Below are 26,587 nucleotides of genomic sequence, written 5' to 3'. Positions count from 1 at the left end.
GCCTGGCCTTAACAGGCGCTCAATCCCTACCGGACATGCTTATGAACATCGAAAAGATCGTCGACTTCGCCACCGCCACCACTACGCCCGAACATTACCGTCCAGCAGCAGAGAAAGTGCTCAAGGGCGACCCCGAGCAAAGCGTGCGCAACCACTACGGCAGCCCGTGCGGTCAGTTCAATACGGGCATCTGGGAAGGCGACATCGGCCACTGGACCATCAACTACACCGAACACGAGTACTGCGAGATCCTGCAAGGCGTCTCGGTACTGCGCGACAAGGACGGCAACACCAAGACCCTGCGCGCCGGCGATCGCTTCGTCATTCCGGCCGGCTTCTCTGGCACCTGGGAAGTGCTGGAGCCTTGCCGCAAGGTCTATGTGATCTTCGAGCAAGCCGCAAACTGATTCATCAGCTTCATGCGTCACCCTTTAGCCCGCCATGTGCGGGCTTTTTATTGCCTGCCATCCCAGCGGCCAACCGGCGCACCGCTGCCAGGCAATGCCCAAAATGGCGCACGGCCATTTTTAGCCTGCTGATTTTAATGAGGCCAAATTCCGGGCAAGAAAAAGCCCGCTATAAAAGCGGGCTTTTTCGGCAAGGAGCCAGATCAATTACTTGATCTTGCCTTCCTTGTAGATCACGTGCTTACGCACAACCGGATCGAATTTTTTAATTTCGATTTTGTCCGGAGTGGTGCGCTTGTTTTTGTCGGTAGTGTAGAAGTGACCAGTACCGGCACTCGAGATCAAACGGATCAATTCACGCATGACTTTCTCCTTAAACCTTTTCGCCGCGAGCGCGCAGCTCGGACAGAACGACGTCAATACCACGCTTGTCGATGCAACGCATGCCTTTGGCAGAAACGCGCAGACGCACGAAACGGTTCTCAGACTCGACCCAGAAGCGGTGATGCTGCAGGTTCGGCAGGAAACGACGACGGGTTTTGTTGTTTGCGTGGGAAATGTTATTCCCGGTTACCGGACCCTTACCGGTAACTTGACAGACTCTCGACATGCCTCAGCCCTCTAAAACCACATGCCCAACCCGGCATGGGTTGGCCGCTAATATTCAATCTTGGCGCTTAGCGCCGCGTATCTCGAGGGTCTTACCGGCCGTACCTGAAAGCGCAAGAACCGGGCCCCTACAAAAGAGCGCTGCTTTATACCAGAAAGCCCAAAGCGCAACAAGGTTAACCGTACTTTACCCGGCAAAGACCAACTCGCAATTCCGGCGCCCAGGCCAGCCGGTGGCGGCAACAGCGCAGATCGACCGCTCGTCGCCAAGACTGATTGCCCCGCCGCCGGATAATGGCCTAGGGTAAGCCCCTCGTCCGCCCGCCCACCTTGTCAGGAGTTTGCCATGCGTCTTGCCACCCTACCGCTGCTGCTCGCCCCGCTACTGGCTCCCGCCCTGGCTCAGGGCAACACGCTCAGCGTCTGTACAGAAGCCAGCCCGGATGGTTTCGACGTGGTGCAGTACAACTCGCTGACCACCACCAACGCCTCGGCTGACGTATTGATGAACCGCCTGGTGGATTTCGATGCTGTCAGCGGCACGTTGCAGCCGAGTCTGGCGCTGGCCTGGGAGGTCAGCCCGGATGGCCTGAGCTACAGCTTCACCCTGCGTCCGGACGTGCAGTTTCATCAAACCGACTATTTCACTCCCAGCCGCCCGCTAAATGCCGATGACGTGCTATTCAGCTTTCAGCGCATGCTCGACCCGGCACATCCATGGCACAAGGTGGCGCCCAGTGGTTACCCGCATGCGCAATCGATGCAGCTGCCGAGCCTGATTAAGAGCATCGACAAGACCGGCGAGCAGAGCCTGCGCTTCACCCTTACCCGCCCGGATGCGACCTTTCTCGCCACACTAAGCATGGGCTTCGCCTCAATTTATTCCGCCGAGTACGCCGCGCAATTGCTGGCAGCCGGCACGCCGGAAACGCTCAACAGCCAGCCAATCGGCACTGGACCGTTTGTCTTCAACCGCTTCCAGAAGGATGCCAGCGTTCGTTACAGCGCCAACCCGAGCTACTTCGCTGGCAAACCTGCGGTGGACAATCTGGTGTTCGCCATCACCCCCGACGCCAACGTGCGCCTGCAGAAGCTGCGCCGCGGCGAGTGCCATATCGCCCTGTCGCCGAAACCGCAGGATGTGCAGTCCATCAGTGGTGATAGCAATCTACAGAGCGCGCATACCGCCGCCTTTATGACCGCCTTCGTCGGCATTAACAGCCAGCACCCACCACTGGACCAGTCCGCCGTGCGCCAGGCGATCAACCTGGCTTTCGACAAGGCCAGCTACCTCAAGGCGGTGTTCGAGAACAGTGCTGAAGCCGCTAATGGCCCCTACCCGCCCAACACCTGGAGTTACGCCAGCGAACTGCCCGGCTACCCGTACAACCCTGAGAAAGCCCGCGAACTGCTCAAATCCGCCGGCCTGGCCGATGGCTTCAGCACCACCATCTGGACCCGCCCCACCGGCAGCGTGCTCAACCCAAACCCAAGCCTGGGTGCACAGTTGCTGCAAGCGGACTTGGGCAAAGTCGGCATCAAGGCGGAAATTCGCGTGATCGAATGGGGCGAACTGATTCGCCGCGCCAAAGCCGGCGAGCATGATCTGCTATTTATGGGCTGGGCCGGCGACAACGGCGATCCGGACAACTTCCTCACCCCGCAATTTGCCTGCGCTTCACTCGAATCCGGGCTGAACTTCGCCCGTTATTGCGACCCGCAACTGGACAAGCTGATCGCCGATGGCAAAAGCACCAGTGACCAGGCTCAGCGCAGCCGGATATATAAAGAAGCGCAGCAGATCATCCAGCAGCAGGCGCTGTGGCTACCGCTGGCCCACCCGACCGCCTACGCGCTGACGCGCAAGCAGGTCGATGGCTATCAAGTCAGTCCGTTCGGGCGCCAGGATTTCTCCAAGGTGCGCCTGAAGCCCTAAAGCCAGCCGTACTCGGCCATCGAAAGCGGTTTCCCTTCGCCGACGATAAAGTGGTCGAGTACGCGCACATCCACCAGCTCCAGCGCCTCTTTCAGGCGACGGGTCAGCACCCGATCCGCCTGACTGGGCTCGGCAACACCGGACGGATGGTTATGGGTCAAAATCAGCGCCGCCGCGTTATGTGCAAGCGCTCGCTTGACCACCTGCCGGGGATAAACGCTGGCGCTGTCGATGGAGCCATGAAACAGCGCCTCAAAGGCCAACACGCGGTGCTTCGCATCCAAAAACAAACAGCCAAACACCTCATGCGGCTCATGCCGTAGCAGCGCTTTCAGGTAATCACGCACGGCCTGCGGACTTTCCAGCGCTGAGTCGCGGCGCAATTGCTCGGCCAGATGCCGGCGCGCCATCTCCAGCACGGCCTGCAATTGGGCAAACTTGGCCGGCCCCAGGCCCAGGCGCTGGCTGAACGACGGCAAATCCGCCTGCAGCAGGGCCCGCAAACTACCGAAGTCGCCTAGCAGATGACGCGCCAGATCCACCGCACTCTGCCCGGCCACGCCTGTACGCAAGAAAATCGCCAGTAATTCCGCATCGGTCAGGGTGCCAGCGCCCTGCGCCAGGAGCTTTTCCCGTGGGCGCTCTGCCGCGGGCCAATCACGAATACTCATCACACCTCCTTGTGTGTTGCCGGGCGCGGCAAAGCGCCGCGCCCGAGTGCCGCAAAGCCAAGCCTGGCAAGCGCTTGGCAGCGCTACTCCGCTGCAGGCTCTGTGCTATCGTAGCCCAACTTTTGCGCGGCGCCTGGCCTGGGGAGGTGTCAGCGTCGCGGTGTATATCCATCTTTATAAAAGGCAGGCCTATGCAGCGGCTGTATCGGAAACGCATCATTGTTGGCGTGGGCGGCGGTATTGCCGCGTATAAAAGTGCAGAGCTGATTCGCCGCCTCAAGGACCAGGACGCCGATGTGCGTGTGGTCATGACCAAAGGCGGTCGCGAATTCATCACCCCGCTGACCCTACAGGCCCTGTCCGGGCATCCGGTACACCTCGATCTGCTCGACCCCGAGGCCGAAGCCGCCATGGGCCATATCGAGCTGGCGCGCTGGGCCGATCTGGTACTGATTGCCCCGGCCACCGCCGACCTGATGGCGCGCCTGGCCCAAGGCGTTGCCGATGACCTGCTCACCACCTTGGTACTGGCCACCGATGCCCCTGTCGCCCTGGCCCCAGCAATGAACCAAGCCATGTGGCGCGATCCAGCGACCCAGGCCAATGCCCAGCTTCTGACCCAGCGAGGCCTGCACCTGTTTGGCCCCGCAGCCGGCAGCCAGGCCTGCGGCGATGTTGGCCTGGGCCGTATGCTCGAAGCTGAACAGCTGGTGCAGTGCGCCGCCGACTGCTTCCAGCAGCAGGCACTGACCGGCAAGCACGTGCTGATCACCGCCGGCCCGACCCAGGAAAATATCGACCCGGTGCGCTATATCACCAACCACAGCTCGGGCAAGATGGGCTTTGCCCTCGCCGAAGCGGCTGCCGAAGCTGGCGCCAAGGTCACCCTGATCAGCGGCCCAGTGCACCTGCCGACACCCGAGCGCGTCACCCGCATCAATGTCACCAGCGCCCGTGACATGCTCGCCGCCTGCGAAGCCGCGATGCCCTGCGACCTGCTGATCGCCGCCGCTGCCGTCGCCGATTACCGCCCGGAAGTGGTCGCCCAGCACAAATTGAAAAAAGACCCCACCAGCGGCGACGGTTTGCTCCTGCAAATGGTGCGTAACCCGGATATTCTCGCCACCCTGGCAGGGCGCAGCGACCGGCCGTTCAGCGTCGGTTTTGCCGCCGAAACCGAGAATCTGCTGGAGTACGCCTCGCGAAAGCTGCGTGACAAGAACCTCGATCTGATCGTCGCCAATGACGTAGCCAACCCCAGCATCGGCTTCAATAGCGAAGAAAACGCCATCACCATCATCGACCGTGAGCTTCAGCAGAGCAGCTTCGCCCAGACCAGCAAAAGCAAGATTGCCCGCCGCCTGGTGAGCTTTATTGCCGAGCGTATGGTGCACAACTGACGCCCACTCACCGACTACAGAGCCTGATATGCACGCCTTACAAGCCAAGATCCTCGACCCGCGCCTAGGCAATGAATTTCCCCTGCCGCACTACGCTACTCCAGGCTCCGCCGGCCTCGACCTGCGCGCCATGCTCAAGCAGGAGCTGGTGCTGGAACCCGGGCAAACCGTACTGATCCCTACCGGCCTGTCGATCTACATCGGTGACCCCGGTTTGGCTGCGATGATCCTGCCGCGCTCGGGCCTGGGTCACAAACATGGCATCGTCCTGGGGAACCTCGTCGGTCTGATCGACTCGGACTACCAGGGCGAATTGATGGTGTCCTGCTGGAACCGTGGGCAGAGCGCCTTCACCATCGCCATCGGCGAACGTATCGCCCAACTGATCCTGGTACCGGTGGTGCAGGCGCATTTCGAGCTGGTTGAACAGTTTGATGAGAGCCAGCGCGGCGCAGGCGGCTTCGGCCACTCCGGTAGCCATTGATTGCCTTAATCTAATTCCAGGATGAATTGCCGAGGAGACGCTGCATGAAACTCTTCAAGCGCACGGCCAAGGACGCTGACGGGGTAACCGCCAGCGCCCAACTGACCAGCGCCCCCGCCGATGCCAAAGCGGCCAAGAACAGCCCCAACGCCCTTTTACCCGGTGTGCTGGCGGCGTTAGTCGGCATCATCCTGGCCGGTGCGCTGCTCTGGTTCGGTCCGCTCAACAGTGCCTACCAGCAGCAGCTGCAGCAACTCAGCCAGGCCTGGGGCGGTGGTCAAGCGACCGTGCTGCAAAAAGCCCTGCAGCAACTGAGCGCTGACACCCAAGCAGCCGCGCGCAACCCGCAACTGCTACAAGCCCTGCAAAGCCAGGACATCAATCAGATCCGCGCTGCGGAACGCAACCTCACTTACTGGAGTGGGGTGGTCGACGCTCACCTCAATGCCCGCGGCCAGGCTGTGCAGGACATGGGCCGCAGCGCACCGATGAACTTCGCCGCGCTGGACATGCTCCGCCGCGCAGAAAACGGCCAGACGCCCGCCCCGGAGGCCTACAAGGTCGGCCAGCGCTGGCTGGTCTACAGCGCCGCGCCCTTGCGCCTGAGCGAAGGTGAACCGCTGCATGGCACGCTGTTGCTGGCCGTGGATCTTGAGCGCCTGCTCGCCAGCCTGCCGGTGATGCCGGCAGAAATCGGCCAAATTCAACTGATCCAGCAGTTCAACAACACCACTGCCCAGGTACTCGCCCAGCGCGGTAATGCGCAAGGCACCGTGCAATCATTTAGCACCGGCAACCCCAACTGGACAGTCAGCTTTACCCCCGGCCCGTCACTGACCAACCCGGTATTCTCGCCGCTGCTGCTGGCAATCGCCGGGCTGCTGGCCCTGGCTGGGGCCATTGTCGGCCTCTATCTGCTACAGAGTAGCCTGCAGCGCAACCTACGCGCCGATGTGCTGCAGCTTGGGCAGATGCTCAAGGAGCTGTCCTCCGGCAAAGCCGTCAAGGCGTTCAGCCTGAGCCTGCCAGCCCTGGATATACTCGCGCAAAATCTCGCGCGCATGCCGCGCCGCGCCACTGAACAGGCCGCCACCCCGACTGCCAATCCTGGTGCAGCCAATCCAGGAGCCGCCGCCATGCAGACGCCTGCCAGCGCCATGGTCGATCCACTGTTTCAGGACACCGACATCCTCGACATCGATATTCTCGACGAAGATCAGGACCTGCTCGGCCTCGATGAGCCGGCGCCAGCTCCCATGCAGGCGAAAGCGCCGAAGCTGCCGGCCGATATCTTTCGCGCCTACGACATTCGCGGCGTGGTCGGCCGCACCCTGAACGCCGAAACCGCCTACTGGATCGGCCGCGCCATCGGCTCGCAGAGCCTGGCCCAGGGCGAACCGAACATCGCCGTCGGCCGTGATGGCCGCCTGTCCGGCCCAGAGCTGGCGCAACAGCTGATCCAAGGCTTGCTCGATTGCGGCTGTAACGTCAGCGATGTCGGCATGGTGCCGACGCCTGTGGTGTATTACGCCGGGCATATCCTTACCGGTAAATCGGCAGTGATGCTCACCGGCAGCCATAACCCACGCGATTACAATGGATTCAAGATCGTCATTGCCGGCGACACCCTGGCCAACGAGCAGATTCAGGCTCTGAAAGAACGCATCGACAACAACGACCTGGCCAGCGGCGTCGGTACGGTCGAACAGGTTGATGTGCTGGAGCGCTACTTCAAGCAAATTCGCGACGACATCGCCATGGCCAAGCCCATGCGCGTGGTGGTCGATTGCGGCAACGGCGTGGCCGGGGTGATCGCCCCGCAGCTGATCGAAGCGTTGGGCTGCTCGGTGATTCCGCTGTACTGCGAAGTTGACGGCAACTTCCCCAACCACCACCCGGACCCCGGCAAGCCGGAAAACTTGGTGGACCTGATCGCCAAAGTGAAAAGTGAGAAAGCCGATATCGGCCTGGCCTTCGATGGCGACGGCGACCGCGTCGGCGTGGTGACCAATACCGGCACCGTTGTCTATCCGGACCGTTTGCTGATGCTGTTCGCCAAAGACGTGGTGTCACGTAACCCCGGTGCCGACATCATTTTCGATGTCAAATGCACACGCCGCCTGACGCCGCTGATCAGCGGTTACGGCGGCCGCCCGGTGATGTGGAAAACCGGCCACTCGCTGATCAAGAAAAAAATGAAGGAAACCGGCGCACTGCTGGCCGGCGAAATGAGCGGACATATCTTCTTCAAGGAGCGCTGGTTCGGCTTCGACGACGGCATCTACGCCGCCGCCCGCCTGCTGGAAATCCTCAGCCAGGATCGCCGCGACGCCGAGCACGTGTTCAGCGCGTTCCCCAACGATATCTCCACCCCGGAAATCAATATTCAGGTCACCGAAAAGAGCAAGTTCAGCATCATCGAACGCCTGCAACGCGACGGTGTTTGGGGTGAAGGCAATATCACCAACCTCGATGGCGTACGTGTCGACTACCCCAGAGGCTGGGGCCTGGTGCGCGCCTCCAACACCACGCCGGTGCTGGTACTGCGCTTCGAGGCGGAAACCGAAGAAGAACTTGAACGGATCAAGGAAGTATTCCGCGCCCAACTCTACAGCGCGGTACCCGACCTCGACCTGCCGTTCTGATTGATTAGCGAATTGTCTACTGGAGCCCTGCATGACCCTCGAACGTGATGCCGCCACCAACGTCGCCAAGGTACTGTCCGAAGCGCTGCCGTATATCCGCCGTTTCGTCGGCAAGACGCTGGTAATCAAATACGGCGGCAACGCCATGGAAAGTGAAGAGCTCAAGCAAGGCTTCGCCCGCGACATCGTGCTGATGAAAGCGGTCGGCATCAACCCGGTTGTCGTCCACGGCGGCGGCCCGCAAATCGGTGATCTGCTCAAGCGCCTGTCCATCGAAAGCCACTTTGTCGACGGCATGCGCGTCACCGACACCGCCACTATGGACGTGGTGGAAATGGTTCTCGGCGGCCAGGTCAACAAGAGCATCGTCAACCTGATCAACCAGCACGGCGGCAGCGCGATCGGCCTGACCGGCAAAGACGCTCAGCTGATCCGCGCCAAGAAGCTCCAGGTCAGCCGCCAAACGCCGGAGATGACCCAGCCGGAAATCATCGATATCGGCCATGTCGGCGAAGTCACCGGGGTCAACATCGACCTGCTGAATATGCTGGTCAAGGGCGACTTCATTCCGGTGATTGCACCGATTGGCGTCGGCCCGGACGGCGAGTCGTACAACATCAACGCTGACCTGGTCGCTGGGAAGGTCGCCGAAGCACTCAAGGCCGAGAAGCTGATGCTGCTGACCAATATTGCCGGCCTGATGGATAAGCAGGGCCAGGTGCTCACCGGCCTGACTACCGAACAGGTCGACAGCCTGATTGCCGACGGCACCATCTACGGCGGCATGCTGCCGAAAATCCGTTGCGCCCTGGAAGCGGTGCAAGGCGGCGTAACCAGCGCGCACATCATCGACGGCCGCGTACCAAACGCCGTGCTACTTGAGATTTTTACCGATAGTGGCGTGGGTACGCTGATCTGCAACCGCAAGCGCCACTGAGTGCTGCCTGTCGAATCAGCCTGCTGATCCTGGCTGATTCGCCCGCCTGATTCGCCTGCTCTGCGGCTTGCAGCAGGCTCTCGCAACCCCGAAGCTCAGTGGCTCAGCCCTGCAGATCGAGGTGTTTTCTTTGAGTAACCCACCTTCCCGCGACGCCTTCAGCTTCTTCCACACCCTTCGTGTGCGATGGGCCGAGGTCGACCCGCAAAGCATCGTGTTCAACGGTCACTACCTGACCTACGCCGATGTCGCCATCACCGAATACTTCCGCGCCCTGGGCATCCGCTACCCGGACGACCTGAGCCGCGACGGCGGCGACTTCTTCGCGATCAAGGCCGTGCTGGAGTACCTGGCACCCGCGCGCTTCGACGATCAACTGCAGATCGGTATTCGCGTCGCCCGCCTGGGCCGCTCCAGCCTGAGTTTTGCCATGGGCATCTGGTGCAGCGAACAAGCGCTGACCGCTGGCGAAGTGATTTACGTGCACACAGACAATGCAAGCCGAAGCAGCAGCCCGCTACCGGCGTGGTTAAGAGAAAAAGTTCTGGCCTTTGAGCGCTGCGCGCCGCAGCAATAGCCTACTGGTTGCGGCCCAGCAGCTCTTTGAGCCGAGCAAGATCAGCATTGAAACTGCTGTCCGCCTCTTTACGCGCGGCCTGATAACGCAAGATGTCGCCTTTGAGACGCGCCTGTTCGGCTTTCTGGTTATCGATCTGCGCCAGCAGATGCGCCGGCACCGCACGCCCAGCACGCTCATGATCGGCAGCCTGACTCTGCAGATTAGACTGCTGCGTGCGCACCGACTGCAAGTTACCGCGCGCCACGCCAATCAGACCGTCGAGTTCGGCGAGCTTACGCTCACGTGCGCGCTCGACGTCATCCGGAGTGCTGTATAGACGTAATAACTGAGCATCAGAGCTGGCGCGCGCGCGCTCAGCCAAGATGTGCTTCATCTCTTCAGCACTGGGGGCCGGCGGGATAACTTTGACCACTCGGCCCTGATCATTGAGTACTTCATAACCCTTGCTGATGTGCTCCGGCGGCACGCCCTGACGGCTGAGCACGGTGGTGCCCTTGTCATCGACATAGCGGTACAGCTCGGTTGCACCTGCCACAACCGGCAACAGTAGGCCAAGCAACAGCGAACAGCGGGTTAGGACAGATTTATGCACAACGCAGCACCTTATTCGGCAGGTTAGATTCCGTATTCAGCTCGGTAGGCTTGTACCGCAGGCAGATACTGCTTGAGTTCAGCATCCTCTGCCAGATATTCCAGTACCTGTTCGAGTGACACAATGCTCACCACCGGCATGCCGTAGTCACGCTCAACTTCTTGAATCGCCGAAAGCTCACCCTTGCCGCGCTCCTGACGGTTCAGCGCAATCAGCACGCCAGCCGCCTTAGCACCCTGTGCCTGGATGATCTGCATCACCTCACGAATCGCCGTTCCAGCGGTGATCACGTCATCGATGATCAACACGCGACCTGCCAGCGCGGCGCCTACCAGAGTGCCACCTTCGCCGTGATCCTTGGCTTCCTTTCGGTTGAAACACCAGGGCATATCGCGCTGATGGTGCTCGGCCAGCGCCACCGCAGTGGTTGCAGCCAGCGGAATACCCTTGTAAGCCGGGCCAAACAGCACGTCGAAGTCGATGCCGCTGTCTACCACAGCCGCCGCGTAAAAACGCCCGAGCTGCGCCAGGGCCAAACCACTGTCAAACAGCCCTGCGTTGAAGAAATAAGGACTGATACGCCCGGACTTAAGAGTGAACTGACCAAAGCGCAGAACACCACGCTCAATGGCAAAACGGATGAAGTCACGTTGATACGCTTGCATGAAAAAGCCCCGGACAGCACGGATTCACTAGGTAATTTAGCTAATAGAGGTCAGCTCGGGTATCATACACGCACGTGATTTTGGGGGCCATTTATGCGGATCATCAGTGTGAACGTGAATGGTATTCATGCTGCAGTCGAGCGCGGTTTGCTCAGTTGGCTGCAAGCACAGAATGCCGACGTCATCTGCCTGCAGGACACCCGCGCCTCCGCCTTTGAACTGGACGACCAAGCCTTCCAACTGGATGGCTATTTCCTCTATGCCTGCGATGCAGAAGTGCCCAGCCAAGGTGGCGTGGCACTGTATTCGCGGTTGCAACCCAAGGCGGTAATCAGCGGCCTCGGCTTTGAAATGGCCGATCGCTATGGGCGCTACCTGCAGGCCGATTTCGACAAAGTAAGTATTGCCACCATGCTCATGCCTTCGGGGCAGAGCGGTGATGAAAGCTTGAATCAGAAATTCAAGTTTATGGACGATTTCACCCATTATTTGGACAAGCAGCGCCGCAAGCGCCGCGAGTACATCTATTGCGGCTCGTTCTACGTGGCGCACCAGAAACTCGACGTGAAGAACTGGCGTGATTGCCAGCAATCACCGGGGTTCCTAGCCCCGGAGCGCGCCTGGCTGGATGAAGTGATTGGCACCATGGGCTATGTCGATGCGCTGCGCGAAGTCAGCCGTGAAGGCGACCAGTTCAGCTGGTGGCCGGACAGCGAGCAGGCTGAACTGCTCAACCTCGGCTATCGCTTCGACTATCAGCTGCTGACCCCCGGCATGCGCCGCAGCATCCGCAGCGCGCGCCTACCACGCCAGCCACGTTTTTCGCAGCACGCTCCGCTGATTGTTGATTACGACTGGATGCTCAGCGTCTGAACATGACAAGCCGGCATCAACCGGCTTTCATGCCTCTATTTCAGCGCTTCACTCACCTGCTGCGTCGACTCCAGCCTGCGCTTGAGCCAATAGGCTGTGCACGTATGCATCATCCGCATAACGCCGACTGAGATCGCTCAGGTGCTGCCCGGCCAGCGCGTAGTCCTCGAGCATCAGGTAGTTGCGCGCCAGCACGATCTCGGTGATCCGCCCCGGTGCAATCTCGAAGGCGGTCTTGTTATAGGGCAGCGCCTTGTCGTAATCCGCGTACTCGGCGCCGTTGTCTCCCAGATAAACCAGGCCCAGCACGTTATTCACTGCCAACTGGCGTGACTCAAGCGCGAAGGCCCGTTCAAGCTTGGCCACGGCGTCAGGGACCCTATCCTGCATAAGATCGGCGTCCGCCATGTTCACCAAATAGTTGTAGCTACCCTCGGGATAGAGAGCTGCGGCCTTCGCGGCATAGTCGCCCGAACGTGGGTAATCCCCCAACTCGTAATAGCCCAGCGAGATATAACGCAAGGCGTCGGCCTTCTGCGCAGGACTGACGGCGGGGCTCTTTACCACCGCCTCGAACTTGGCGATGGCCTGCTCTGTCTGCCCTTCGTCGTGAAGCTGCTCCGCCTCAGTCTTGAGTGCCTGTACCTGCGCCCGCTCACTGATGGCAGCCAGCGCCTCCGGCGCCTCACCACAGCCTGCCAAACCCAGACAAAGCAGTGCCAACAACATAATCCTTGCGTTCATTACCACGTCATCCCTGCTCACAAGAGAGGGTCAACGCCCTCTCACTTCTAAAAATTACTTCACCAGCCGCCAGCAGAACGGATAACGATACACCTGGCCTTCATTGGCCTTGATCCCGGCAATGATGGTCAGCACCAGCGCCGCGATGCTGACCAGCACCAGCAGCGGGAAGCCAACCACCACCACCATCAGCAGGAAGCACAACAGTGCAGCCAGGGCCACGCTGATCTGAAAGTTCAGCGCTTCCTTGCCTTGAGCATCGACGAACGGATCCAGATCCTTCTTGATCTGCCAGACGATCAACGGCCCAAGCAAATTACCAAAGGGAAACACCAGCCCGAGAAAGGCCGCGAAGTGGCAGAACATTGCCCACTGACGGGCTTCAGGACCGGGAACCGGTTGTGGCGCTTGGGACTCGTCGCTCATGGTGCATCTCCTTGCGTGATGGGCTTGTAGTGCGGCTCAATCAGTCAGCCAGAGCCGCTTGTTGCAGCTCGAACAGTTCAGTAATGCCTTTCTGTGCCAACGCCAACATGGCATTCAGATCAGCTGGCTGGAACGGCGCGCCTTCGGCGGTGCCCTGCACCTCAATAAAGCCGCCAGTGCTGGTCATCACCACATTGAGGTCGGTTTCCGCGGCGGAATCTTCCAGATAATCCAGGTCCAGTACCGGCTCACCCTGGTACATGCCAACTGACACGGCTGCAATCATCTGCTTGAGCGGGTCTCCGCCTTTCAGGCCGCCACGCTTCTTGATCACTTTCAGCGCATCAATTACCGCCACCATGGCACCGGTGATGGACGCAGTGCGGGTGCCGCCGTCAGCCTGGATCACGTCGCAGTCGACGTACAGGGTGTTCTCACCCAACTTCGACATATCCAGCGCGGCGCGCAGCGAACGGCCGATCAGGCGCTGGATTTCCAGGGTACGACCACCCTGCTTGCCACGGCTGGCTTCACGCTGGTTACGGTCGCCAGTGGCGCGTGGCAGCATGCCGTACTCGGCAGTCAACCAACCCTGGCCCTGGCCTTTGAGGAAACGCGGTACGCCCGACTCGACACTGACCGTGCAAATCACTTTGGTATCGCCAAACTCCACCAGTACCGAACCCTCGGCATGCTTGGTGTAGTTGCGGGTGATGCGAATCGAGCGCAACTGATCGGCGGCGCGGCCACTAGGACGTTTCATCTAGGAATTCCTGCTCTGAATAAAAAATCTGCTCGGCATTATAGGGCCGTAAGTCCGTAGCGGGTGTGCCGAATTGGGAGCGGCCGACGCACTGCGCTACAATCCTGCGCCTTTAGTTCCGACTTTTCGCGAGGTTCGCCCCATGATCCACAGCATGACTGCCTTCGCCCGCGCCGAGCAGGCCGGCGCCAATGGCACCCTGAGCTGGGAGCTGCGCTCGGTCAACCATCGCTATCTGGAACCTCATCTGCGCCTACCAGAAAGCTTTCGCGACCTCGAAGGCGCAGTGCGCGAAGCGCTTCGCAATGGCCTGTCACGCGGCAAAGTCGAATGCACCCTACGTTTCAGCGATGACAATGCCGGCAAAGCCCTGCAAGTCGACCTTGAGCGCGCCGCGCAACTGGTCGCCGCCGCCGAGAGCGTGGCCGGCCTGATCAAGCAACCCGCCGCGCTCAATCCGCTGAAAGTGCTCGGCTGGCCGGGCGTACTGGTAGCCGACGCCGCCGACCCGCAAGCGCTGAACCAAAACGCCCTGAGCCTGTTCAGCCAAGCATTGAACGAGCTGAAGCAAAGCCGCGAGCGTGAAGGCGCTGAGCTGGCCAAACTGCTCAATGAGCGCCTGGACAGCATCCTTGAACAGGTGGTTGCCCTGCGCGAGCTAGTGCCACAGATGCTTGCCGGGCAACGGCAGAAGATTCTCGACCGCTGCGCCGAAATGCAGGCCGAGCTGGACCCACAGCGCTTGGAGCAGGAGCTGGTGATACTGGCGCAGAAAAGCGATGTGGCCGAAGAGCTTGATCGTCTCAGCACCCACGTCAGCGAAGTGCGTCGCGTGCTGAAAACCGGCGGCCAGGCAGGCCGCCGCCTGGACTTCCTGATGCAGGAACTCAACCGAGAAGCCAATACCCTCGGTTCCAAGGCCTTCGACACTCGCAGTACTCAGGCGGCAGTAAACCTGAAAGTGCTGATCGAGCAGATGCGCGAACAGGTGCAGAACATCGAGTAAGCCAAACCGCTACTGCTACTCTTCGAACAACGCGTTCCAGGATTGATCCATGAGCATAACCACCGGCACCCTGTACATCATTTCCGCCCCGTCCGGGGCGGGCAAGACCAGCCTGGTCAAAGCGCTAATCGACAGCGAAGCACAGATTCGCGTGTCCGTGTCGCACACCACCCGCGCCATGCGCCCGGGCGAGGTGGACGGAGTGAACTACCACTTCGTCAGCCGCGAACAGTTTCACAGCATGCTCGACAAAACCGAGTTTCTTGAACATGCGGAAGTCTTCGGCAATCTCTACGGCACCTCGCAGGAATGGGTCAAACAGACCCTGCGCGACGGCTTCGACCTGATTCTGGAGATCGACTGGCAAGGCGCGCAGCAGGTACGTCGACTGATGCCGGAAGCCAAATCCATCTTTATTCTGCCACCGACCCAGGAAGCGCTGCGCCACCGCCTGACCAATCGCGGCCAGGACAGCGGCGAGATCATCGAGCGACGCATGCGTGAAGCCGTCAGCGAGATGAGCCATTACGTCGAATACGATTACCTGCTGATCAACGATGACTTCGCCCACGCGTTGAGCGATCTGAAGGCGATTTTCCGCGCCAATCAACTGCTGCAAGGTCCACAACAGCAACGCCACAGCGGTTTGCTCAGCGAGTTACTGGTCTGACTTATCGCGCCGCGGCAAATCAAAGCTTCCCTTAATGCTGGTGATTTTTTAGACTATCCAGTCCGCTCGCCCATTTGGGCCCAGCTCTACTACGCATTTGCTACGAGGAACACCATGGCCCGCGTTACCGTCGAAGATTGCCTGGATCACGTTGATAACCGCTTTGAGCTGGTCATGCTCGCCACAAAGCGCTCGCGCCAACTGGCTACCGGTGGCAAAGAGCCGAAGCTGGCTTGGGAAAATGACAAGCCGACCGTAGTCGCGCTGCGCGAAATCGCTGCTGGCCTGATGAGCTACGACGTCATCGCCCAAGACGATATCGTCGAAGAAGAGCCACTGTTTGCTGCATTCGAGGAAGAGGCTAACGAGCCTCTGTAAGCCTATGCCGGGTCGACGTCGTCAGGCGCAGGGTAATTTGAATCGGCAAGGGGAACGCCCATGCCGAGCATAGACGCCCTCGCCGACAGACTTTCGACCTACCTCGACGGCGACCAGGTCAACCTGGTGCGCCGCGCCTATTTCTACGCCGAACAAGCCCACGACGGCCAACGCCGCCGCAGCGGCGAAGCCTACGTCACTCATCCCCTAGCGGTGGCGAGCATCTTGGCTGATATGCACATGGACCATCAGAGCCTGATGGCCGCGATGCTGCATGACGTAATCGAAGACACCGGTATCGCCAAAGAAGCCCTGGACGCTCAGTTCGGTGAATCTGTGGCTGAGCTGGTCGACGGGGTCAGCAAGCTGACCCAGATGAACTTCGAGACCAAGGCCGAGGCCCAGGCCGAGAATTTCCAGAAAATGGCCATGGCCATGGCCCGCGATATCCGCGTGATCCTGGTCAAACTGGCTGACCGCCTGCACAACATGCGCACCCTGGAAGTGCTGTCCGGCGAAAAACGCCGACGCATCGCCAAGGAAACCCTGGAAATCTACGCACCGATTGCCAATCGCCTGGGCATGCACAGCATGCGCATCGAGTTCGAAGACCTGGGCTTCAAGGCCATGCATCCGATGCGCTCCGAGCGCATCCGCACAGCGGTCAAGCGTGCTCGGGGCAACCGCAAGGAAATCGTCAACAAGATCGAAGAGTCGATCACCCACTGCCTGGCCCGTGAAGGCATGGAAGGCGAGGTGATGGGCCGCGAGAAGCACCTCTACGGCATCTACCAGAAGATGCGTGGCAAGCGTCGGGCGTTCAACGAAATTATGGACGTCTACGCCTTCCGCATCGTTGTCGACAAGGTCGACACCTGCTACCGCGTGCTCGGCGCCGTGCACAACCTGTACAAGCCTCTGCCCGGCCGCTTCAAGGATTACATCGCAATTCCCAAGGCCAACGGCTACCAGTCGCTGCACACCACGCTATTCGGCATGCACGGCGTACCAATTGAAATCCAGATCCGTACCCGTGAAATGGAAGAGCTGGCCAACAACGGTATTGCCGCGCACTGGCTGTATAAATCCAACGAGGAAGACCAGCCCAAGGGCAGCCACGCCCGCGCACGGCAATGGGTCAAGGGCGTGCTAGAGATGCAGCAACGCGCCGGCAACTCGCTGGAATTCATCGAAAGCGTGAAGATCGACCTGTTCCCCGACGAAGTCTACGTGTTCACGCCAAAAGGCCGCATCATGGAGCTGCCGAAAGGCTCCACGGCGGTCGACTTTGCCTACGCGGTGCACACCGACGTTGGCAACACGTGCATCGCCTGCCGCATCAACCGCCGCCTGGCGCCGCTGTCGCAAGCCCTGGAAAGCGGCTCGACAGTAGAAGTCGTCAGTGCTCCCGGCGCACGGCCAAACCCGGCCTGGCTGAGCTTCGTGGTCACCGGCAAGGCGCGTACGCATATTCGTCATGCGTTGAAACTGCAACGCCGCTCGGAATCCATCAGCCTCGGCGAACGCCTGCTGAACAAAGTCCTCGCCAGCTTCGAAAGCCGTATCGATAAGCTCTCGCCCGAGCGCGTGCAGGCGGTGCTTGCCGAATATCATCAGGAAGTCATCGAAGACCTGCTGGAAGACATCGGCCTGGGCAACCGTATGGCCTATGTGGTGGCGCGCCGCCTGCTCAGCGACAACAACGAAGCGCTGCCGAACAGCGAAGGCCCACTGGCAATTCGCGGCACCGAGGGCCTGGTGCTGAGTTATGCACGCTGCTGCACGCCAATTCCAGGCGATCCGATTGTCGGCCACTTGTCAGCCGGTAAAGGCATGGTAGTTCACCTGGACAGCTGCAAGAACATCGGCGATGTCCGCCACAACCCGGAAAAATGCATCCAGCTGTCGTGGGCCAAGGATGTGACGGGGGAATTCAATGTCGAATTGCGCGTCGAGCTGGAACACCAGCGCGGCCTGATCGCCCTGCTGGCCGGCAGTGTGAATGCCGCCGATGGCAATATCGAGAAGATCAGCATGGACGAGCGCGATGGCCGCATTAGCGTCGTGCAACTGGTCGTCAGCGTGCATGACCGCGTGCACCTGGCCCGCGTGATCAAGAAACTACGCGCCCTCACTGGGGTGATTCGCATCACCCGCGCACGCGCCTGACTCGCCAACACTCAGACTGAGCGAAGTAATCAGCCGCCAGCTGTACTTTGACAGGTGCTGTGGCTTTCACCCACCCTAGGCAATCTAACTGGCAGTGCGCCCATGCGCGCCGCAGTCTTCTTCCACATCAGCTTTGCAGGAGTTCCCATGAGCAAGAGCGTTATCACCAGCGACAAAGCCCCGGCCGCTATCGGCACCTACTCCCAGGCAATCAAGGCCGGCAACACCGTGTACATGTCCGGGCAGATCCCGCTGGACCCGAAAACCATGGAACTGGTGGAAGGCTTTGAAGCCCAGACCGTGCAAGTATTCGAGAACCTCAAAGCCGTAGCTGAAGCAGCTGGCGGTTCGTTCAAAGATATCGTCAAGCTGAACATCTTCCTCACCGACCTGTCGCACTTTGCCAAGGTCAATGAAGTCATGGGCCGTTACTTCGAGCAGCCTTATCCAGCACGCGCCGCCATCGGCGTAGCTGCTCTGCCACGTGGTTCGCAGGTAGAAATGGACGCTATTCTGGTTCTCGAATAAGTCCCTCGCGGGGCCATTGCCCCGCCCTTCCCTCCCGAGGACGCCCCATGCGCTGCCTGTTTGTTGCCCTGCTCGCCGGCGTCCTGCTCAGCGGTTGCGCCAGCCCTTCACACGATCTCAGCGGAACCTGGATCAACCAGACGGCCATTGAAGCTGCCGTCAGAAACGGCAACCTGCGCGAAGCCCTGCTGGCCTATGGCCCCAATCTGGAATGGCAGCTCGACAACCAGCGCCAGCTGGCGAGCTTCAGCAATGGTTTCGAACGCGCCGAAGGCAGCATCGAACGCCAGGCCGACGGCGCGCTGCGCGTGCACTTCTACGGGGACTTTCAGGAAACCCTGAGCCTCAGCGGCGATGAGCTGACTCAGGCGCAAAGCGATACCTGGCCCGAGCAACGCTTTGTCCGCGCGCCAGCAGCGCCCGGCCCGCTTGCACCACCGGGAAGCAGCTTCGAGCAGGCACTGTACAGTGCTTACCTGGGCGGCACCTGGCTGATCAAGGAAGGGATCGGTGAAGGCGGCCTGGTGCTGTTCCAGGCCGATGGCAGCCTGCAGGGTCTGCCAGGCGCGGAGCGCTACGCACTGTGCCTGGCCGGCGACTGTGCGGCCATGAGCGAAGAATTCGACAGTCTCTGGCTGCAACTGGGCGATCAGGGTCAAAGCTGGTTGTTCGAACGCGAAGGTGATCAGCTACGCGTCTTCGAGGCACTCAATCGCTCACAGATCGACGAAATGCCCAGCTACTACAAAGGCCAGCAGCGCTGGTTGCTGGTCAAACGCTAGGCCGCGCTAAACGCTAGCAGGCCGTTGAAAAACGTAATCGAGGCAGGCAAGACAAGGCGCTACGCAGTAACAGCCGCAGGCTGGTCAAAGCGCCGAGGAAGCGGAGTTTACTGGCTGTAAATGAGCATTCCGAGGCCGTTTTTAACGCAGTATTACCAACGCAGGTAGTTTTTCAACAGCCTGTTAGAGCTGCGCCAGAATCGCCCGGTAACCCTCGCGATAGCTCGGGTACTGCGGCGTCCAACCCAGTGCGCGAGCGCGGGCGTTGCTGCAACGTTTGCTGCCGGAGCGGCGCACCGTCGACTGCTCGGACCAATGGCTGACATCCAGCTGCTCGCGCAGCCAGGCCACCACCTCATACAACGGCGCAGGCTGGTCGTCGACGCCGATATAGCAGTCATCCAGCGCCACACCACGGGCATCGGCCTGCAGCAGATAGGCCAGTAGCCCCACCGCGTCATCGACATGGATGCGGTTGCCGTACAGCGGCGGTTCATTGACCACCCGATAGCCCTGGCGTACCTGCTTGAGCAACCATTCGCGGCCTGGACCGTAGATGCCGGTAAGGCGCACCAGGCTGGCGGGCAGCCCGCTATTTAAAGCCAGCTGCTCAGCTTCGCGCATAATCCGTCCGGAGTAGCTATCGGCCTCAGCAGGCGAATTTTCATCCACCCACTCGCCGAGCTGTTGGCCATACACGCCACTGCTGGAGACAAACAGCAAACGCTTGGGCCGCTGGCCCTGTTGCGCCAGCCAGGCCAGTACGCGACGCAGGCCGTCGACATAGGCGGCGCGATAGCCGGCCTCATCGTGCTCGGTGGCGGCTGCGCAATACACCAGGTAATCCAGTGGTTCGCTCGGCCAGGCAGCCGGGCAAGCGTCAGCATGCAGATCACCGGCAACCGGGCGAATGCCCTGTGGCAGCAGCGCTACGCTGCGGCGCAGGCCGTATACCGTCCAGCCCGCAGCATTCAGCTGCTGGCCCAGGCGGCTGCCAACATCGCCACAGCCGGCAATCATCAGTGTCTTACTCATCGTTGCGTATTCCCTGGTTACTCATCAGGGTAACAGTGCCACCAAGCTGGCCTGTTGCACCAGCTCCAACAGCGGTTGCGGGTATACGCCGAGGAAGAACGCCAGCACGGCGACGAACAGCAGCATCATGCCGCCGGCGCGTTGCGCCCAGTTGAAAGGGGCATCGTGGCGACGCAGATTCGGCTCGACCATAAACAGGGTGACCATCACCCGCAGGTAATAGAACACGCCAATGGCGCTGCCAAGCACCAGCGCGCCGAGCAGCCACCATTGCTGCGATTGCACACCGGCGGCGACCACATAGAACTTGCCGATAAACCCGGCGGTCAGCGGAATACCCGCCAGCGACAGCATCATCACGGTCAGCACTGCGGTCAGATACGGGCGGCGCCAGAACAGCCCGCGGTATTCGTACAGCGCATCACAATCCCGGCCGTTATAAGGCGTCGACATCAGGGTGATCACACCGAACGCGCCGAGGCTGGTCAGCACATAGGTCGCCAGGTACACGCCAACCGCTTCTACGGCCAAGCCTTTACTGGCAATCAATGCCACCAACAGGTAACCGAAGTGGGCGATTGAGGAATAACCGAGCAGGCGCTTGAGGTTGTTCTGCAACAGTGCCAACAGGTTGCCGAAGATGATCGAGGCAATGGCAATCAGTGTCAGCAGGTCATTCAGCCAGCCGCCAGCCATAGCCGGCGACATTTGATACAAACGCAACAACACGGCGAACACCGCAACCTTACTGGCTGTGGCGAGGAAAGCCGCCACCGGCGCCGGTGCGCCTTCGTAGACATCCGGCGTCCACAGGTGGAACGGCACCAGCGACAGCTTGAACGCCAGGCCGATCAGCATCATGCCCACGCCTAACTGCGCCAACATGCTCGGCAAACCATCAGCCGCCAGCTTGGCGCCGATGCCGGCGAAGGTCAGGTTGCCCGACTCGGCAAACAGCAGCGCCATGCCGAACAGTAGAAACGCGCTGCCTGCGGCCGACAGCACCATGTATTTGATACCGGCTTCGAGCGAGCGCTTGTTGAAGAAGGCGTACGCAATCATGCCGTAGGTCGGCACCGACAGCAGTTCCAAACCGATAAACAGACCAGCCAGGTGCTGCGCGCTAACCAATACCAGTCCGCCGGCAGCGGACAGCAGCATCAGCAGGTAAAGCTCTTCACGGTTGCCCGGGTAACCCTTGCCTGACTCACCGCCCAGGTAAGCGTGAGTCAGCGTCACGCAGGCCAGCGTCGCCGCCAGCACCAGGGCCATGTAGTAGCAGGCGAATTTATCCACCAGCAACAGCGGCGTGACCTCAATAGGCGTTACCTCCAGAGCCGGCAGCAGCGATAGCAAGGCCAGGTTTAGCCCCAGCACCGAGAGGCCGAAGGTCAGCGTGTGGTTGCGTTTCCAGGCGATAGCCAGCATCACCAGCACCACCGTGGCACTGGTAATCAGCAACGGCAGCAGCGCGATGAAATGTTGAGTCGTCAGTTGCATAGCATGACTTTCCATTAAGCCGCTCACCGGGCCAAAACAGGTTGATTGAGGGCACTACCCAGCCACTGCTGCACGCCTTGCATGCTGGCGGCGGAGGTGTCGAGCACCGGCTGCGGGTAAACCCCAAGCAGGATCAGCAGCACGGCCAGGCCCAGCACCATGCTCAGCTCGCGCAGCTGCAGGCCAGGCAACGCGGTTTCCGCCTTGGCCGGGCCAAAGTAGGCGCGGTGAATCATGATCAGCGAATAGACCGAGCCGAACACCAGGCCCGTGGCGGCCAGCACAGTGACCCACGGCGCACTCTGGAAACTGCCGATCAGGATCAGGAACTCACCGACAAAGTTGCCGGTGCCCGGCAAGCCCAGCGCCGCTGCGGCAAAGAACAGGCTCAACGCCGGCAGCCAGGGCATCCGCGCCCAGATACCGCCCATCTCGCGCATGTCACGTGTGTGCAGGCGCTCATACAGCTGACCACAAAGAATGAACAGTGCCGCCGCCGAAAGACCGTGAGCCATCATCTGTACCACCGCACCCTGCAGAGCAATTTCACTGCCGGAGTAAATGGCAATCAACACAAAGCCCATGTGCGACACGCTGGAGTAGGCCACCAGGCGTTTGATATCGGTCTGCGCGAACGACAGCAGCGCGCCATAGATGATGGCGAACACGCCAAGCCACTGGGCGATCGGCGCAAACTCGGCCGAGGCATTGGGGAACAGCGGCAGAGCAAAACGCATCAGACCGTAGGCAGCGGTTTTCAGCAGGATACCGGCCAAATCCACCGAGCCGGCAGTCGGCGCCTGGGCGTGGGCGTCCGGCAGCCAGGAGTGAAACGGCACCACCGGGAACTTCACCGCGAAGGCGATAAAGAAGCCGAGCATCAGAATGTACTCGGTGCCGGCAGCCATCTTGATGTTAAGCAAATCGGCGTAGTTGAAGGTCAGCACGCCGGTCTGGTCGAAGTGCACGAACACCAGGCCGAGGATCGCCAGCAACATGATCAGGCCACTGGCCTGGGTGAAGATAAAGAACTTGGTCGCGGCAGTGATACGGGTCTTGCCATCACTGCCGCTATGCCCCCAGAGCGCGATGAGGAAGTACATCGGCACCAGCATCATTTCCCAGAAGAAAAAGAACAGGAACAGGTCGACGGCGAGGAACACGCCAACTACGCCGCCGAGAATCCACATCAGGTTGAGGTGGAAGAAGCCGACGCGGTTCTGGATCTCGTTCCACGAGCAGAGCACCGAGAGCACACCAAGCAGACCGGTGAGGCTGATCATCAGCACCGACAGGCCATCCAACGCCAGGTGGATGCTGATGCCAAAACGCTCGATCCACGGCACCTGGAATTCGGCCGCCCACTGCGGCTCAGCACCCGGAGCAGGGGCCAGGCTGAAGTCGCCAGTGGCCCACAGCCACAGGCCCAGGCCGAACAGCAGGGCCATGGTCAGCAGGGCGATCCAGCGCGGCAAGGTGCTGCCGAAACGCTCGCACTGCCAGCACAGCAGGCCGCCGATGAAGGGGATCAGGATTAGCCAGGGCAGAATCATAACGGGCTATTTTCCTTAATTTAGAAACAGGAGAACGGCGAGCACCAGCACGGCGCCCCCGGCTATCGATGTGGCGTACCAGCGCACCTGGCCGGTCTCGCTGCTGGCCAGCAAGGCGTTACCGCCTCGCGCCAGACGCGGAATCAGGCCAATGCTGCGGTCAATCGGGTCATGCCCGAGCAACCGGCAAAGCAACAGGTACGGCTGGACGAACAGCTTGTCGTAGAGCCAGTCGAAGCCCCAGGCCGCGAACCACCAGGCCGACAGGAAGCGCCCTGGCGCACTCTGCGCCACCGCTGTGGCGAAGCTGCGCTTGCCGAGAAACAGCAACGCGGCCAGGACGATGCCGATGATCGCGATAGCCCCGGAAGCGATTTCCAGGCTGTGCTTGGCCTCGCCGCCGGCATGCCCGACGCTCTGCGGTAGCACGCCAGCCAGTGGCGGGCTGATCAGCGCACCGATAAAGGTCGACAGTACAATCAGGGTCACCAGTGGCAGCCAGTGAGCCACGCCATGGCCGGCATGGGCCTCGGTCTGCTGCTCGCCGTGGAAGGCGATAAAGATCAACCGGAAGGTGTAGAGCGAGGTCAGGAAAGCGCCCGCCAAGCCGGCATACAGCAGCCATTGATGGCCGCTGGCAAAGGCTTCCCAGAGGATTTCGTCCTTCGAGTAGAAGCCGGCCGTGATCAACGGCAATGCCGCCAGGGCCGCACCGCCGACGATAAAGCTGGCGTAGGCCAACGGCAGTTTCTTCCACAGGCCGCCCATTTTGAAAATGTTCTGCTCGTGGTGGCAGGCGTTGATCACCGCACCGGAAGCAAGGAACAGCAGCGCCTTGAAGAAGGCGTGAGTCATCAAATGGAAGATCGCCGCGTCCCAGGCACCCACGCCCAGAGCGAGGAACATGTAGCCGATCTGGCTCATGGTCGAGTAGGCGAGGATGCGCTTGATGTCGGTCTGCACCAGCGCGGCGAAGCCGGCCAGCACCAGGGTCACGCCGCCAACGATACCGACCAGCTCGAGGATATCCGGGGTCAGCAGGAACAGGCCGTGGGTCCGTGCGATCAGGTAGACACCGGCGGTAACCATGGTCGCCGCGTGGATCAATGCCGACACCGGCGTCGGGCCAGCCATGGCATCGGCCAGCCAGGTCTGTAACGGCAGCTGAGCAGACTTACCGACCGCACCGCCGAGCAGCATCAGGGTGGCGATCCACAGCCAGCTTTCCCCTTCCACATACTTCTGCGGGGCCAGCAGCATCAGCTCCTGAGTATTCAGGGTGCCTAGGTGCAGGAACAGGATAAACAGGCCGATGGCCATGAACACGTCGCCGATGCGGGTGACGATAAAGGCCTTGAGCGCCGCGTTGCCGTTGGCGGTGTGCTTGAAGTAGAAGCCGATCAGCAGATAGGAGCACAGCCCCACGCCTTCCCAGCCGAAGTAGAGCATCAGCAGGTTGTCGCCCAGCACCAGCAGCAACATGCTGAAGATAAACAGGTTGGTATAGGCAAAGAAGCGCGAATAGCCCTCCTCCCCGCGCATATACCAACTGGCAAACAGGTGAATCAGAAAGCCCACGCCAGTCACCACGCCGAGCATGGTCACGGACAGGCCATCCAGATACAAGGTGAAGCTCGGCGCAAAGCCCGCCACGCTCATCCACTGCCAGAGCACCTGGGTAAACACGCCGTTGGGTGGCGGGTTTAGGTTGAACTGCACGATCACCCAGGCCGCAATCAGGGCGGATAGGCCCACTGAACCGACGCCAATAAGCGCTGAGAGGTTTTCGGAGAAACGCCCACGCGAGAAGGCCAGGAGAAACCAGCCCAGCAGGGGGAACACACAAGTCAGAAATAGAAGGTTCATCCGCGCATCTCGCTGGCAGCGTCGACATCGAGGGTGTTGAAGCGGCGATACAGCTGCAACAGGATCGCCAAGCCAATACTGGCCTCGGCGGCTGCCAGGGTGATCACCAGAATAAACATCACCTGGCCATCAGGCTGAGCCCAACGGCTGCCGGCCACCACAAAGGCCAGGGCGGTGGCATTCATCATCACTTCCAAGCTCATCAGCACAAACAGGATGTTGCGCCGCACCATCAGACCAATCAGGCCAAGGCTGAACAACACGCCGGCCAATGCCAGGCCGTGTTCCATGGGAATCGCAGTCATGCGGTTGGCTCCTTGGCATCGTGACGGCCGAGGTGATAGGCCGCGACCAACGCGGCAAGCAACAGCATCGAAGCCAGCTCCACCGCCAGCAGGTAAGGCCCGTACAGGGCAATGCCGACGGCCTTGGCATCAATGGTCTGCAAACCGAGGGCCGCACCACTGGGCGACTGAAACAGCACATAAAGCAATTGCCCCAGCAGCAGCGCCGAGAGAATTGCCGGACCAGTCCAGATGCCAGGCGTCAGCCACTGACGTTCTTGCTCGACCGCTGGAGGGCCGAGGTTGAGCATCATCACCACAAATACGAACAGCACCATGATCGCGCCGGCGTAGACAATGATCTCCAGGGCGCCGGCAAACGGCGCACCGAGGGTGAAGAAGGTCATGGCCACGGCCAACAACGAGAGAATCAGATACAACAGGGCGTGTACCGGATTGCTCGCGGTGATCACCCTGAATGTGGCCGCCACGGCAACGCCGGCGGCGAGGTAGAAAGCGAATTCCATATCCCCTCCTAGGGCAATAGACCTTTGACGTTGATAGGCTCGGCTTCGTTTTGCGCAGCGCCTTTCGGCTTGCCAGCGATGGCCATACCGGCGACGCGGTAGAAGTTGTAGTCCGGGTTTTTACCCGGGCCGGAAATCAGCAGGTCTTCTTTCTCGTACACCAGGTCCTGACGTTTGAACTCGCCCATTTCAAAATCCGGGGTGAGCTGAATCGCCGTAGTCGGGCAGGCTTCTTCGCACAAACCGCAGAAAATGCAGCGCGAGAAGTTGATGCGGAAAAAATCCGGATACCAGCGACCGTCTTCGGTTTCGGCTTTCTGCAGCGAGATGCAACCCACAGGGCAAGCCACCGCACACAGGTTGCACGCCACGCAGCGCTCTTCGCCGTCCGGGTCGCGGGTCAGCACGATGCGGCCACGGTAGCGCGGCGACAGGTACACCGCCTCTTCCGGATATTGCAGGGTGTCGCGCTTGCGGAAGCCATGGCTGAACACCATGACCATGCTGCGCAACTGGGTGTAGGTGCCGATCACAATATCTTTGATGTAGCTGAACAT

General features: G+C 60.6%; 29 protein-coding genes. 14 read left to right on the top strand and 15 right to left on the bottom strand.

Going from position 1 to position 26,587, the window contains the following annotated elements:
• The first annotated feature begins 41 nt into the window (after nucleotides 1–41).
• Nucleotides 42–407: a cupin domain-containing protein gene (locus ACIGEK_RS04605; RefSeq protein ID WP_397492160.1), complete on the top strand. Its 366-nt coding sequence runs from the start codon at nucleotides 42–44 to the stop codon at nucleotides 405–407.
• A gap of 207 nt (nucleotides 408–614) precedes the next feature.
• On the opposite strand, the gene rpmG is transcribed toward ACIGEK_RS04605, so the two are convergent.
• A complete protein-coding gene (gene rpmG / locus ACIGEK_RS04600; RefSeq protein WP_007894709.1) occupies nucleotides 615–770 on the bottom strand; it encodes a 50S ribosomal protein L33 in 156 nt (51 codons plus the stop codon).
• A 10-nt stretch (nucleotides 771–780) separates the two neighbouring features.
• Entirely contained in the window at nucleotides 781–1,017 is a 237-nt protein-coding gene (gene rpmB, locus ACIGEK_RS04595) for a 50S ribosomal protein L28 (RefSeq protein ID WP_090240685.1), read from the bottom strand.
• 345 nt (nucleotides 1,018–1,362) lie between these two features.
• Here rpmB and ACIGEK_RS04590 point away from each other — a divergent pair, with 345 nt between their 5' ends.
• Entirely contained in the window at nucleotides 1,363–2,952 is a 1,590-nt protein-coding gene (locus ACIGEK_RS04590) for an ABC transporter substrate-binding protein (RefSeq protein WP_397492159.1), read from the top strand.
• Here the strand turns inward: ACIGEK_RS04590 and radC are convergent.
• Entirely contained in the window at nucleotides 2,949–3,623 is a 675-nt protein-coding gene (radC, locus tag ACIGEK_RS04585) for a DNA repair protein RadC (RefSeq protein ID WP_397492158.1), read from the bottom strand. The two genes, ACIGEK_RS04590 and radC, sit on opposite strands and share 4 nt — an antisense overlap.
• Before the next feature lie 191 nt (nucleotides 3,624–3,814).
• Between radC and coaBC the strand changes: the two genes are divergently transcribed.
• The 5 genes from coaBC to ACIGEK_RS04560 all read left to right on the top strand — a co-directional run bounded on the left by coaBC (nucleotide 3,815) and on the right by ACIGEK_RS04560 (nucleotide 9,666).
• Complete coding sequence (gene coaBC, locus ACIGEK_RS04580) at nucleotides 3,815–5,023, top strand: bifunctional phosphopantothenoylcysteine decarboxylase/phosphopantothenate--cysteine ligase CoaBC (protein WP_397492157.1); 1,209 nt, start codon at nucleotides 3,815–3,817, stop codon at nucleotides 5,021–5,023.
• Nucleotides 5,024–5,051: 28 nt separating this feature from the next.
• Complete coding sequence (dut, locus tag ACIGEK_RS04575; RefSeq protein ID WP_397492156.1) at nucleotides 5,052–5,507, top strand: dUTP diphosphatase; 456 nt, start codon at nucleotides 5,052–5,054, stop codon at nucleotides 5,505–5,507.
• A gap of 44 nt (nucleotides 5,508–5,551) precedes the next feature.
• Nucleotides 5,552–8,152 (top strand): phosphomannomutase/phosphoglucomutase, encoded by a 2,601-nt coding sequence (locus ACIGEK_RS04570; RefSeq protein ID WP_397492155.1) that lies wholly within the window; start codon nucleotides 5,552–5,554, stop codon nucleotides 8,150–8,152.
• A 31-nt stretch (nucleotides 8,153–8,183) separates the two neighbouring features.
• Nucleotides 8,184–9,089, top strand: a complete 906-nt coding sequence (gene argB / locus ACIGEK_RS04565) for an acetylglutamate kinase (RefSeq protein WP_304865924.1) — start codon at nucleotides 8,184–8,186, stop codon at nucleotides 9,087–9,089.
• Nucleotides 9,090–9,219: 130 nt separating this feature from the next.
• A complete protein-coding gene (locus ACIGEK_RS04560) occupies nucleotides 9,220–9,666 on the top strand; it encodes an acyl-CoA thioesterase (RefSeq protein WP_397492154.1) in 447 nt (148 codons plus the stop codon).
• Between the two features lies 1 nt (nucleotide 9,667).
• Here ACIGEK_RS04560 and ACIGEK_RS04555 read toward each other — a convergent pair whose 3' ends face one another.
• Nucleotides 9,668–10,261 carry a DUF4124 domain-containing protein gene (locus ACIGEK_RS04555; protein WP_397492153.1) on the bottom strand — a complete coding sequence of 198 codons (594 nt, stop codon included), beginning with the start codon at nucleotides 10,259–10,261 and terminating at the stop codon, nucleotides 9,668–9,670.
• 23 nt (nucleotides 10,262–10,284) lie between these two features.
• A complete protein-coding gene (pyrE, locus tag ACIGEK_RS04550) occupies nucleotides 10,285–10,926 on the bottom strand; it encodes an orotate phosphoribosyltransferase (RefSeq protein ID WP_397492152.1) in 642 nt (213 codons plus the stop codon).
• 93 nt (nucleotides 10,927–11,019) lie between these two features.
• Between pyrE and ACIGEK_RS04545 the strand changes: the two genes are divergently transcribed.
• Entirely contained in the window at nucleotides 11,020–11,799 is a 780-nt protein-coding gene (locus tag ACIGEK_RS04545; RefSeq protein WP_397492151.1) for an exodeoxyribonuclease III, read from the top strand.
• Between the two features lie 48 nt (nucleotides 11,800–11,847).
• Here ACIGEK_RS04545 and ACIGEK_RS04540 read toward each other — a convergent pair whose 3' ends face one another.
• Genes ACIGEK_RS04540 through rph form a run of 3 tightly spaced genes read right to left on the bottom strand, consistent with a single transcriptional unit; the run spans nucleotide 11,848 to nucleotide 13,732 of the window.
• Complete coding sequence (locus ACIGEK_RS04540) at nucleotides 11,848–12,543, bottom strand: hypothetical protein (RefSeq protein WP_397492150.1); 696 nt, start codon at nucleotides 12,541–12,543, stop codon at nucleotides 11,848–11,850.
• Nucleotides 12,544–12,597: 54 nt separating this feature from the next.
• On the bottom strand, nucleotides 12,598–12,969 hold the full coding sequence (locus tag ACIGEK_RS04535) for a DUF4870 domain-containing protein (protein ID WP_397492149.1): 372 nt from the start codon (nucleotides 12,967–12,969) through the stop codon (nucleotides 12,598–12,600).
• A gap of 40 nt (nucleotides 12,970–13,009) precedes the next feature.
• The gene (gene rph, locus ACIGEK_RS04530) at nucleotides 13,010–13,732 is read right to left on the bottom strand and encodes a ribonuclease PH (RefSeq protein ID WP_397492148.1); all 723 of its coding nucleotides are present in this window, start codon (nucleotides 13,730–13,732) and stop codon (nucleotides 13,010–13,012) included.
• 142 nt (nucleotides 13,733–13,874) lie between these two features.
• Here rph and ACIGEK_RS04525 point away from each other — a divergent pair, with 142 nt between their 5' ends.
• From ACIGEK_RS04525 to ACIGEK_RS04500, 6 genes are all read left to right on the top strand, one after another.
• Entirely contained in the window at nucleotides 13,875–14,738 is an 864-nt protein-coding gene (locus ACIGEK_RS04525; protein WP_397492147.1) for a YicC/YloC family endoribonuclease, read from the top strand.
• Nucleotides 14,739–14,787: 49 nt separating this feature from the next.
• Nucleotides 14,788–15,408 carry a guanylate kinase gene (gene gmk / locus ACIGEK_RS04520; protein WP_397492146.1) on the top strand — a complete coding sequence of 207 codons (621 nt, stop codon included), beginning with the start codon at nucleotides 14,788–14,790 and terminating at the stop codon, nucleotides 15,406–15,408.
• A gap of 114 nt (nucleotides 15,409–15,522) precedes the next feature.
• Nucleotides 15,523–15,786 (top strand): DNA-directed RNA polymerase subunit omega, encoded by a 264-nt coding sequence (gene rpoZ / locus ACIGEK_RS04515; protein ID WP_090250565.1) that lies wholly within the window; start codon nucleotides 15,523–15,525, stop codon nucleotides 15,784–15,786.
• Between the two features lie 60 nt (nucleotides 15,787–15,846).
• A complete protein-coding gene (gene spoT, locus ACIGEK_RS04510; RefSeq protein WP_397492145.1) occupies nucleotides 15,847–17,955 on the top strand; it encodes a bifunctional GTP diphosphokinase/guanosine-3',5'-bis pyrophosphate 3'-pyrophosphohydrolase in 2,109 nt (702 codons plus the stop codon).
• A gap of 147 nt (nucleotides 17,956–18,102) precedes the next feature.
• Nucleotides 18,103–18,483 carry a RidA family protein gene (locus ACIGEK_RS04505; RefSeq protein WP_090250570.1) on the top strand — a complete coding sequence of 127 codons (381 nt, stop codon included), beginning with the start codon at nucleotides 18,103–18,105 and terminating at the stop codon, nucleotides 18,481–18,483.
• A gap of 47 nt (nucleotides 18,484–18,530) precedes the next feature.
• Nucleotides 18,531–19,265: a hypothetical protein gene (locus ACIGEK_RS04500; protein ID WP_397492143.1), complete on the top strand. Its 735-nt coding sequence runs from the start codon at nucleotides 18,531–18,533 to the stop codon at nucleotides 19,263–19,265.
• 183 nt (nucleotides 19,266–19,448) lie between these two features.
• On the opposite strand, the gene ACIGEK_RS04495 is transcribed toward ACIGEK_RS04500, so the two are convergent.
• The 7 genes from ACIGEK_RS04495 to nuoI are packed head-to-tail and all read right to left on the bottom strand — an operon-like array spanning nucleotide 19,449 to nucleotide 26,587.
• A complete protein-coding gene (locus tag ACIGEK_RS04495) occupies nucleotides 19,449–20,300 on the bottom strand; it encodes an SDR family oxidoreductase (protein WP_397492142.1) in 852 nt (283 codons plus the stop codon).
• Nucleotides 20,301–20,324: 24 nt separating this feature from the next.
• Entirely contained in the window at nucleotides 20,325–21,800 is a 1,476-nt protein-coding gene (nuoN, locus tag ACIGEK_RS04490; protein ID WP_397492141.1) for an NADH-quinone oxidoreductase subunit NuoN, read from the bottom strand.
• 23 nt (nucleotides 21,801–21,823) lie between these two features.
• A complete protein-coding gene (gene nuoM / locus ACIGEK_RS04485; RefSeq protein ID WP_397492140.1) occupies nucleotides 21,824–23,353 on the bottom strand; it encodes an NADH-quinone oxidoreductase subunit M in 1,530 nt (509 codons plus the stop codon).
• 15 nt (nucleotides 23,354–23,368) lie between these two features.
• Nucleotides 23,369–25,219 (bottom strand): NADH-quinone oxidoreductase subunit L, encoded by a 1,851-nt coding sequence (nuoL, locus tag ACIGEK_RS04480; RefSeq protein WP_397492139.1) that lies wholly within the window; start codon nucleotides 25,217–25,219, stop codon nucleotides 23,369–23,371.
• Nucleotides 25,216–25,524, bottom strand: a complete 309-nt coding sequence (nuoK, locus tag ACIGEK_RS04475) for an NADH-quinone oxidoreductase subunit NuoK (RefSeq protein ID WP_397492138.1) — start codon at nucleotides 25,522–25,524, stop codon at nucleotides 25,216–25,218. Before nuoK ends, nuoL begins: the two co-directional genes overlap by 4 nt.
• A complete protein-coding gene (gene nuoJ / locus ACIGEK_RS04470; protein ID WP_397492137.1) occupies nucleotides 25,521–26,030 on the bottom strand; it encodes an NADH-quinone oxidoreductase subunit J in 510 nt (169 codons plus the stop codon). The genes nuoK and nuoJ overlap by 4 nt, the downstream gene beginning before the upstream one ends.
• Before the next feature lie 8 nt (nucleotides 26,031–26,038).
• On the bottom strand, nucleotides 26,039–26,587 hold the full coding sequence (nuoI, locus tag ACIGEK_RS04465) for an NADH-quinone oxidoreductase subunit NuoI (RefSeq protein WP_397492136.1): 549 nt from the start codon (nucleotides 26,585–26,587) through the stop codon (nucleotides 26,039–26,041).

Source organism: Pseudomonas sp. NPDC079086, assembly GCF_044542155.1.
In the GTDB taxonomy this organism is placed as follows: Bacteria; Pseudomonadota; Gammaproteobacteria; order Pseudomonadales; family Pseudomonadaceae; genus Aquipseudomonas.
This window is presented reverse-complemented; position numbering and strand designations above follow the sequence as displayed.

Bases quoted from the DNA above. Each gene is read 5' to 3' on its own strand.
- ACIGEK_RS04605 (WP_397492160.1), top strand. From the start codon at position 42: ATGAACATCGAAAAGATCGTCGACTTCGCCACCGCCACCACTACGCCC.
- rpmG (WP_007894709.1), bottom strand. From the start codon at position 770: ATGCGTGAATTGATCCGTTTGATCTCGAGTGCCGGTACTGGTCACTTC.
- rpmB (WP_090240685.1), bottom strand. From the start codon at position 1,017: ATGTCGAGAGTCTGTCAAGTTACCGGTAAGGGTCCGGTAACCGGGAAT.
- ACIGEK_RS04590 (WP_397492159.1), top strand. From the start codon at position 1,363: ATGCGTCTTGCCACCCTACCGCTGCTGCTCGCCCCGCTACTGGCTCCC.
- radC (WP_397492158.1), bottom strand. From the start codon at position 3,623: ATGAGTATTCGTGATTGGCCCGCGGCAGAGCGCCCACGGGAAAAGCTC.
- coaBC (WP_397492157.1), top strand. From the start codon at position 3,815: ATGCAGCGGCTGTATCGGAAACGCATCATTGTTGGCGTGGGCGGCGGT.
- dut (WP_397492156.1), top strand. From the start codon at position 5,052: ATGCACGCCTTACAAGCCAAGATCCTCGACCCGCGCCTAGGCAATGAA.
- ACIGEK_RS04570 (WP_397492155.1), top strand. From the start codon at position 5,552: ATGAAACTCTTCAAGCGCACGGCCAAGGACGCTGACGGGGTAACCGCC.
- argB (WP_304865924.1), top strand. From the start codon at position 8,184: ATGACCCTCGAACGTGATGCCGCCACCAACGTCGCCAAGGTACTGTCC.
- pyrE (WP_397492152.1), bottom strand. From the start codon at position 10,926: ATGCAAGCGTATCAACGTGACTTCATCCGTTTTGCCATTGAGCGTGGT.
- ACIGEK_RS04545 (WP_397492151.1), top strand. From the start codon at position 11,020: ATGCGGATCATCAGTGTGAACGTGAATGGTATTCATGCTGCAGTCGAG.
- ACIGEK_RS04540 (WP_397492150.1), bottom strand. From the start codon at position 12,543: ATGAACGCAAGGATTATGTTGTTGGCACTGCTTTGTCTGGGTTTGGCA.
- ACIGEK_RS04535 (WP_397492149.1), bottom strand. From the start codon at position 12,969: ATGAGCGACGAGTCCCAAGCGCCACAACCGGTTCCCGGTCCTGAAGCC.
- rph (WP_397492148.1), bottom strand. From the start codon at position 13,732: ATGAAACGTCCTAGTGGCCGCGCCGCCGATCAGTTGCGCTCGATTCGC.
- ACIGEK_RS04525 (WP_397492147.1), top strand. From the start codon at position 13,875: ATGATCCACAGCATGACTGCCTTCGCCCGCGCCGAGCAGGCCGGCGCC.
- gmk (WP_397492146.1), top strand. From the start codon at position 14,788: ATGAGCATAACCACCGGCACCCTGTACATCATTTCCGCCCCGTCCGGG.
- rpoZ (WP_090250565.1), top strand. From the start codon at position 15,523: ATGGCCCGCGTTACCGTCGAAGATTGCCTGGATCACGTTGATAACCGC.
- spoT (WP_397492145.1), top strand. From the start codon at position 15,847: ATGCCGAGCATAGACGCCCTCGCCGACAGACTTTCGACCTACCTCGAC.
- ACIGEK_RS04505 (WP_090250570.1), top strand. From the start codon at position 18,103: ATGAGCAAGAGCGTTATCACCAGCGACAAAGCCCCGGCCGCTATCGGC.
- ACIGEK_RS04500 (WP_397492143.1), top strand. From the start codon at position 18,531: ATGCGCTGCCTGTTTGTTGCCCTGCTCGCCGGCGTCCTGCTCAGCGGT.
- ACIGEK_RS04495 (WP_397492142.1), bottom strand. From the start codon at position 20,300: ATGAGTAAGACACTGATGATTGCCGGCTGTGGCGATGTTGGCAGCCGC.
- nuoN (WP_397492141.1), bottom strand. From the start codon at position 21,800: ATGCAACTGACGACTCAACATTTCATCGCGCTGCTGCCGTTGCTGATT.
- nuoM (WP_397492140.1), bottom strand. From the start codon at position 23,353: ATGATTCTGCCCTGGCTAATCCTGATCCCCTTCATCGGCGGCCTGCTG.
- nuoL (WP_397492139.1), bottom strand. From the start codon at position 25,219: ATGAACCTTCTATTTCTGACTTGTGTGTTCCCCCTGCTGGGCTGGTTT.
- nuoK (WP_397492138.1), bottom strand. From the start codon at position 25,524: ATGACTGCGATTCCCATGGAACACGGCCTGGCATTGGCCGGCGTGTTG.
- nuoJ (WP_397492137.1), bottom strand. From the start codon at position 26,030: ATGGAATTCGCTTTCTACCTCGCCGCCGGCGTTGCCGTGGCGGCCACA.
- nuoI (WP_397492136.1), bottom strand. From the start codon at position 26,587: ATGTTCAGCTACATCAAAGATATTGTGATCGGCACCTACACCCAGTTG.